The organism is Streptomyces poriferorum, assembly GCF_019399235.1.
Taxonomy (GTDB): domain Bacteria; phylum Actinomycetota; class Actinomycetes; order Streptomycetales; family Streptomycetaceae; genus Streptomyces; species Streptomyces poriferorum.
Genome location: NZ_JAELVH010000298.1, coordinates 1 through 7523 on the forward strand (window position 1 = coordinate 1; position 7523 = coordinate 7523).

A 7523-nucleotide genomic window follows, 5' to 3' on the forward strand; every position below is an offset into this window, starting at 1 on the left:
CTCGGTCCCTTCGAAGGGACCGAGATTACGGTCTGGTCGGCGCAGGGCAAGCAGGCGAGACTGCATGTTTCAGCGTCGTGTTCCTACCTCCGCTCGGCAGGAGTTGCCCGGCGGAAGGTTGCGCTGGACGCCACCGTGGTGGGCCGTTTGTGCCCCAGGTGTGCCGAGTTCGGGGCGTGGGCCCGCCGGGGCACAGGGTTGGGGATCTTCCTGGAGGCTCTGAGCGGATTGGGGCTGCTGTACCAACTCGACAACTACGGTGCGGCCGACGAAGACGCGTACAGCGACGATGATGTCAACCAGGCGGCGACGGTGCTGAACCGCACGCCTGGCAGCGGCCAGAACGACACGGAGGACCAGGACGAGGACGATGCGTGGGAGGCGTTGCGCGAGGCCCAGGCCGTGCGCGAGCAGGTCTTCGATGAATGGCGGCGTGCGGCGTCAAGCCTGCACCGCGTCCATCAGATCCTCAGTCTGTTTCCGTGGCTGGAGCCCTGGGCCGCTCCCCGAGTGCAGCTGAAGAGGGATCGCCTCAACGCGCTGCTGGGACAGGCTTCTCGGCTGGTCACCACTGATGTCCTCATCCTGTCGGCAGCCGTGTCGGCCATGGACGACCCTGCTCTGCCCGAGGACGACCCGGCGTTTACACCGCTCGGTTCCCCGGCGGAGGTGGCACGGCAGCTGAGGTCCCTGTGGCACAGGTGGCAGCACAAGGTAACTGACGGCTGGGACCATCCCAGCCAGCAAACCTATCTCGCCCACAACCTGACAGACGGCATGAGCAGCCGGCGCAAGGGGCGAGACGAGATGCTGGCCCGCGCCGGGGTGCTGCTTGCCGGCTGGCAGGCCGAGGCGGAGAAGGGCACGGCATCGGGCCAGGCAGAGAGAGACGTGATCGCTCGCCTGCCTCATCCTGACGCTGCAGGGCGCGGCTACGGTGATTCACCGCTCAGCCGTCTCACGGAATGGGAGCTGGGCGTCCTGGCCTCGTATGCCGTCGAAACGCACTGGGAGCAGTTCACCGTGGCCCTGCGGGTGCCGGAGCCTGTTGCCGCCCGCCTCCTGTCGCGGAACGAGTCGGCGCTCTCCTGCATTGCGCAGGACGCGGCGGTGGCGGCCGCGCCGGAGCTTCCGCCCGAGGAGGAACAGCCCCTGGGTCCGGGGGTGTTCGACGACACCCCGGTCAGCGACAGGCGCCCGGTCACTGCCGCGCACCTGCGGGCACAGCGCCTCGCCTCCCGGGATCCCGACCAGCTCTATCTCGTCTTCTCCATGACGGCGGGGCCGGAGGTCATCGCGCTGACCGTCCTGGAGCGGCGCTGCGCTGCCGGATGGGAGGGCGTCATCATCGCCGGCGCCGATGACCTGCCCGGCACGCTCGTTGAGGCCCAGCGCGACGCTGCCTCGGCGGACGGCGCGCCGGACGGGGAATCCGTGTGGCTGCCGCGCGTCCACAATTCCCGTAACCCGGACTTCGGCCGCAGCTTGAGCACAGGAGAGGGAGAACGGCTGCTTGCACGCCTGTGCAAGGGGCGGCAGGACGTCAACAGGGCCCTGCGGTCCTTGGCCCTGGCACGCGGGGTGCGGGACCTGCGAGAACTCGACGGCAGGTACGAAGACGAGGGCCGTCGCCTCGGCCCCTTCACCAGAGATGTCTGGCACGGCCTGCTGGCCATGGAGCAGCTGGATTTGGAACCGTTCGAGCCGGCCTCCGACACAGGCAGCGGTTCGGACCTTCCGCTGGGAGTCCTCGCACCGGTACAGGTCTATACGACGGACGCCGCCGGGCAGTACCAGGGCCGGGCCCACTCCCCCGCATGCCGGCATCTCCGGGACCTCGAAGTCGCCAGCGACGATGATTTGGTCACGATCGAACAGCTCCTGCAGAACACCAGGTTCGACCCGTGCAGCAAGTGCGGCGGATACGCCATCCGCCGCCTCAGCGAAACCCAGGTCTCCTACTACCGCGCGGCGCACCGCCTGCACAACCTCACACAGACCGTCGGCAGGACGACAGTACGGCGTCAGGACAGCTCGTCTCTACTGACAGAACTGGACGAACTCGAGGACCTGCAGTCCACGGACGCCTGGTTCAACTCCGACGGCACCGGGGCCCGCCGGTGGCGGCGTACCGTCAGCCAACTCCGCAGCACGCTGACAGCCGCGACCCGCGAAAAGTAAGCGCGGTAGCCGACGGCGCCTGGTCCCGGCGCCTTGGCATCCGGGACCAGGCGCACAGTGCGGTGGCACGCCACGTGCTGGATGAGGTGACTGCTCGTCACAGCAACAACGAGCCGCTGAACAAGACGCAGCCCAAGCTCGACGCCGCCCGCGATCGATGGGAAGAGGTGACAGGGCGACGCCCTCGCTGAGCAGCGTCGCGCCCACGCCATGCGAGTTCACAGCCTCACTGCGGACCCGCCGACGAAACTACCGCAGTGCTGCTCAAGCAAACCTTCGTGCGGCAACTGCACAGGTAACCGACACCCTGCCACCACGGCCCTGACCAGCGACAACACACCCCATGCTGTACCGACCGGCAACTAACTGACCTGCATAATCACCAAAAACGTCAGCACCAGATCGGCATTCATGACAGCAGTCGAGTCACCCACGACAACCCACTGAACAGCAAAGGGCCCGATACCTATCCACTGACATCACAACGCCGAACCACCACTGACAAAAACCCCCAGATCATCACCGCAGTCCGGGTGATCTTCGTGCCCGCAGGGATCGAGGTCGGCGGGCTGGGCGGTTACCTCAGTGTGCGCAGGTGACATAGAACTGCCTCCTTGTGGACGGTACCTGGGCGGATCAGGATCAAGTCTAGTTACCGAAGAGAACCACAACGGAAGACTGTGACTGACATGATCTTGGTGACCGGAGCGAACGGGAACCTCGGCGCGGCCACTCTGGCGGCGCTTCATGCCCGCGGTGCGATCGCGACAGGCGGCAGCCGCACCCCGAGTGACGGGATGCGGCGGCTGGATTTCGACGACCACTCCGGCATTGACCTCGCCGGTGTATCGACCTTGGCGCTGGTCTCCGCCGGCTACGCCGAGGACGACCAGGTCGTCAGGCGGCACGCGGCCGTCTTGGACGCTGCCGCCCGAGACGGTGTCCGCCATATCATCTATACGAGCCTGACCGGTGCCGGCGACCACCTCGGTTTCGCACTGGCGCACCGTGCGACCGAACGGCGCGTGCGCGCTTGCGGCCTGCCGTGGACGATCCTGCGCAACGGCCTGTATGCCGAACTCTTCGGCGGTCTGCTGATGTGGGGCGACGACGGGGTGGAGTCCGCGTTCGGCGACGGCGCCCTGGCCGCGGTCGCCCGTGCGGACCTCGCCGAAGCCGCGGCGATCATCGCAGCAGATGCGTCCCAACACAGCGGGCGCACCTACGATCTGACCGGCGCGCCGATCACGACAGCGGACGTAGCCGACCGGCTCGGAGTCCCGCACCGGACCATCGGCCTGGGCGAGTACCGACGCAGGCTCCTCAATGACATGCCGGACTTGCTGCCGTTTCAGCCGCCCATGCTCGCCTCGATTGCGACCGGCATCCGGCACGGTTTCCTGGACGGCACCAGCCCCGACCTCGCCGACATACTCGTCCGCCCAGTTAGCGACCCATTGGCTTCAGCTGTCGCAGCCGCCTCTGCCACGAGACCGGGCCGCAGCCAGGTAACGGCGGGCAGCGCGCGGCCTGCAACGACATGAGTGCATCCGTGACTCTCGAACACCGTCGGGGTGTCGTGGTGCTCGCGCTGATCGCGGCCTTCATGGTCTTCGTCGACGGCACGATCGTGAACCTCACCCTCGCCCAACTCACCTCGCACCTGCACGCCTCCCGCTCCGAGCTCGAATGGGCGGTCAACACCTACACCCTCTCCTTTGCCGCGGTGATGCTCGGTGCCGGCGCGATCACGGACGCCCTCGGCGCGAAGTGGGCCTTCGTGGCCGGCCTGCTGGTCTTCACCGCGTCCTCTGCAGTCTGCGCTTCCGCCAACTCGATGCTGGTCCTCAACTTCGCCCGGTTGGTCCAGGGCGCGGGCTCTGCTCTATTGCTGCCGAGCGCGCTCGTCCTGGCCACGGCATCCGCCACCGATGAGCAAGCGCGGAACCGACTCGTTGGCTGGTGGGCCGCCGCCGGGGGCGTCTGAATGGCCGCCGGTCCACTGCTGGGCGGGGCGCTCGTCGCGCTCGCGAACTGGCGTGCCGTGTTCGCGGTCAACGTGGTCATCGGGATCCCCGCCGCCCTCTGGAGCATCCGCTCGATGCCCACAACCGCGCGGGGCAGTCGGCGCCTCGACATCGTCGGCATGGGCTGTGCGACCGCACTGATCGGCGGGCTGGTCTTCGCGCTCGTCCAAGCCCCCGCGCAGGGCTGGCTGAGCCCCGCAACCATCACCGCCGCCGCGCTGACGGTCACCGGGCTCGTCGGCTTCGTCTGGGTCGAACGCTCTACCCCGGCACCTCTCCTACCGCCAGGCGTCTACTCCGACCGCAGGTTCGTCGCCACAGCCGCACAAGGCGCATTGTTCAACTTCGCCTTCTACGGATTGCTGTTCGCGATGAGCCTGATGCTCCAGCAAGGCCGCGGGCTCAGCGCGCTCGTCAGCGGTTTGCTGTTCCTGCCTCTGACCGGCCTCATCTCGATCGGCAGCATCTGCGCCGCCCCACTCGCGCGACGGATCGGAACTACCGCAGTCCTGGGCATCGGCCAGGCCGTGCTGACCACCACGTTCCTCGCGGTGGCGTGGGCCAGCACCTCATCGGCGCTCTGGCTACTGGTACTTGCCCTTGTTCCCGTCGGGTTCAGCTCGGGACTACTCGTGCCCACCATGACCTCGCAGTCCATCGCCGCCGTCGAACCAGCCCTTCACGGGACCGCGTCCGCAGTCTTCAACACCTCCCGCCAGATCGGCGCAGCCATCGGCATCGCCGTCTTCGGCCCACTCCTCGGGCCGACGCACAACCTCAGAGAGGGGTTCATCACCTGCGTGGTCGTCGGCGCAGGCGCCACCGCGGTCGCCCTGCTCCTAACCGCGCTTACTCGACCGGCCTCCGTTGCCGCACCCCCAGGCAGCCCGAGTATCCAAGGGCCATGCGCAACCTCGGCCCATGACACCCCCGCCAACCTGCCCGAGCGCACTTGACCACCATCCAAGGGGGAACCGTGCTGCACAAGAACGCGCCAAGGGCCTGCGCGTGATCGTGTACCTGTCGTACAGCGGGCTGGGGCCCGACATCAAGCACGGCATCGACCACGCGGCGCTCCGTGGCAACTTCCCTCGCCTGGCTCTGTACACGACAACCGGCTCTGGTCCACTTCGTGTGGTCGCGTGCACTGGGTGACTGTTGATCTTCGCCTCATGGTGGTTTTGCTGGTCGTAGGCGGTCAGCGCGCGCAAGACTGGCTGGCCGCGGATCAGTCTGGCTTCCCTCATCAGGCCCCTTGGAAACCGTCGTCTAAAGGTTGTCCCGTAACTGATCTTGAGGTCGGTTTTGACGTGGTCGACCGCTGCATGCACTCACCTGTCATCCAGCGAGGTTGAGGTTGTGCAGGCGAGCGATGCCGAGCATGGCGTAGTGGATGCCGTCGCCCTTGAGGCGGCAGTCGTGCAGGATCTTCCAGCTCTTCATACGGGCGAAGGTGTGCTCGACGCGGGCCCGGACGCGTTTGTGGGAGCGGTTGTGTTCTTCCTTCCAGGCGGGCAGGTCCTCGCTCTTGGCCCTGCGGTGCGGGATGACCAGGCCGGTGCCCTGGTAGCCGCCGTCGGCGATGGTCACGGTCTTGCCGACGGCGTCCTTGGCACCGGATTCCTCCCAGCCGCGGGAGTCGTGCCGGTTGCCGGGCAGAGGACGGCCGACCACGACGACCAGCCGGGTGTCGGCGTCGATGACGACCTGGTGGGCTGTGGAGTAGCGGTAGTTCTTCGACTGCTCGCCGATCGTGCGATCCCGCGTGGGGACCAGGGTGCCGTCCACGATGAGCACGGTGTCCTTCGCGAACCGCTTGCGTGGCTGGAGCGCGAGCTGGGGCCCGAGGTGGTCGATGATCCGGTCGGCCGCCGACTTCGAGATGCCGAACAGCGGGGCGAGCTGGCGCATCGTCAAGTTCGTGCGCCAGTACGCGACGACCAACAGGATGCGATCCTCCAGCGGCAGCCTCCAGGGGCGCCCGCGATATTCTTGGCCGCAGTTTCGCGGCGCACAGCCGTCACCAGCTTGCCAAAACAGCGTGGGCTCAGCCCGGTGAACGGGGCTATCCAGACACCTCACGGCGCTAAGCCGTCAAGTCGGGACAGCGGGTACGAGCTCACTGTTCGATTTGGAGGGCCCTGCCGGTGGTCATCAGAGAGCGTCCTTGATGTGGCCTCGGGCGAAGTCCCATGGAGCGGGTGCGTTGGTGGCCGCGTATTCGTCTGCGATGCCGAAGACGCTTCCGCATCCTGGGCATTCCGCCTGGCCGAACAGGTGCGGTAGCCCCCAGGCGAGCCGTTGCTGGCCATCCCGTACGGCCGTCTCGTGCAACATCCTCCCGGTGCCGGTCAGCTCGTCCGGGGTGGCCGGCCGGAGCGGGACCTGGTGGACATCCCCCAGATTCCAGTCGCGGATCGAGGAGTAGCAGCCGTAGTCGCCGATTGCGATCGTCACCGGTGCGTCGCAGTGCGGACAAGCGACAGTGACGAAGGAATCGGTGAAGTCGTCGAGGGCCTCGAACCACAAGGGCTGGCCGTCGAACGCGAGCATGGTCCGCAACCGGCTTAGGTAGATCTTCCCGGTCAGGCCAGGCCGCAGCCGGGCGGCGGCCAGGGCGCGAAGCTCGGCCAAGGTCGCCGCCCGGCGGGCGACTTCTTCGTCGGCGCCGTGTGGTTGAAGGAGGCCACCTGCTATGGCTCCGGCCAGATCGAGCGCCCAGTCCCCGGCGTTCTCGGTTTTCGCGATGTCCGCCAGTCGCGGCAGTGCGGCGATGCTCGCCGGGGTGATCGTCCCCTGGTGACACAAGCGCCCCCAAAGCCCGTCGATGGCCTCCTGGTCACGACCGACAGCTCGGTCCAGCAACCCGGGTATCGCGTGGGCCGGGCCGTAGGCGTCGTGGAGTGTGGACCAGTCGATCATCCGGTGATTCAAGCATGCTGCGGAGCGACCTCCGGGAGGCGGTGAGTCGGCGGGATCACCTACGCCACCGCCAGTGCTGGGGCCTGCGGCGTCGGGAACGCGGTGCGTTCATCGAACAGATGACCGTTCTTGAGGCAGTGGTGGAGCTGGCCCAGCATCCGGTTGAACAGATTGCGCTGGCCAGCGGCGTGCCAGTCTCCGTGGTCGTCACGTCGCCGCCGGTAGTGGGCTTTGGCACCTGGCGAGGCCGTGATCGCTGAGAACGCCCAGAGGTAGCCGGCGTGGTTGAGCCGGTCGTTCTTCACCCATCGTCTGGTGATGCTGGACTTCTTGCCGGAGGCCCAGGTGACGGGTGAGGCGCCGGCGTAAGCCTTTAGGCACTGTTTCTCGGAT

Annotated in this window: 4 protein-coding genes and 2 pseudogenes; 3 read left to right on the forward strand and 3 right to left on the reverse strand. The window is 67.2% G+C overall.

The features are described from left to right. The 3 genes and pseudogenes from JGS39_RS33480 to JGS39_RS33495 all read left to right on the forward strand — a co-directional run. A partial coding sequence (locus JGS39_RS33480) for a hypothetical protein (protein WP_219573518.1) occupies positions 1-2181 on the forward strand: 2181 nt, incomplete at its 5' end. 689 nt (positions 2182-2870) lie between these two features. Continuing rightward, positions 2871-3725 carry an NAD(P)H-binding protein gene (locus JGS39_RS33485; protein ID WP_219573519.1) on the forward strand — a complete coding sequence of 285 codons (855 nt, stop codon included), beginning with the start codon at positions 2871-2873 and terminating at the stop codon, positions 3723-3725. A gap of 38 nt (positions 3726-3763) precedes the next feature. Continuing rightward, a pseudogene (locus JGS39_RS33495) lies at positions 3764-5164 on the forward strand (MFS transporter). Positions 5165-5546: 382 nt separating this feature from the next. On the opposite strand, the pseudogene JGS39_RS33500 reads toward JGS39_RS33495, so the two are convergent. From JGS39_RS33500 to JGS39_RS33510, 3 genes and pseudogenes are all read right to left on the reverse strand, one after another. Continuing rightward, positions 5547-6277: pseudogene (locus JGS39_RS33500) on the reverse strand (transposase). 85 nt (positions 6278-6362) lie between these two features. Continuing rightward, positions 6363-7130, reverse strand: a complete 768-nt coding sequence (locus tag JGS39_RS33505) for a hypothetical protein (protein WP_219573522.1) — start codon at positions 7128-7130, stop codon at positions 6363-6365. Between the two features lie 59 nt (positions 7131-7189). Further along, a partial coding sequence (locus JGS39_RS33510) for a transposase (protein ID WP_219573523.1) occupies positions 7190-7523 on the reverse strand: 334 nt, incomplete at its 5' end.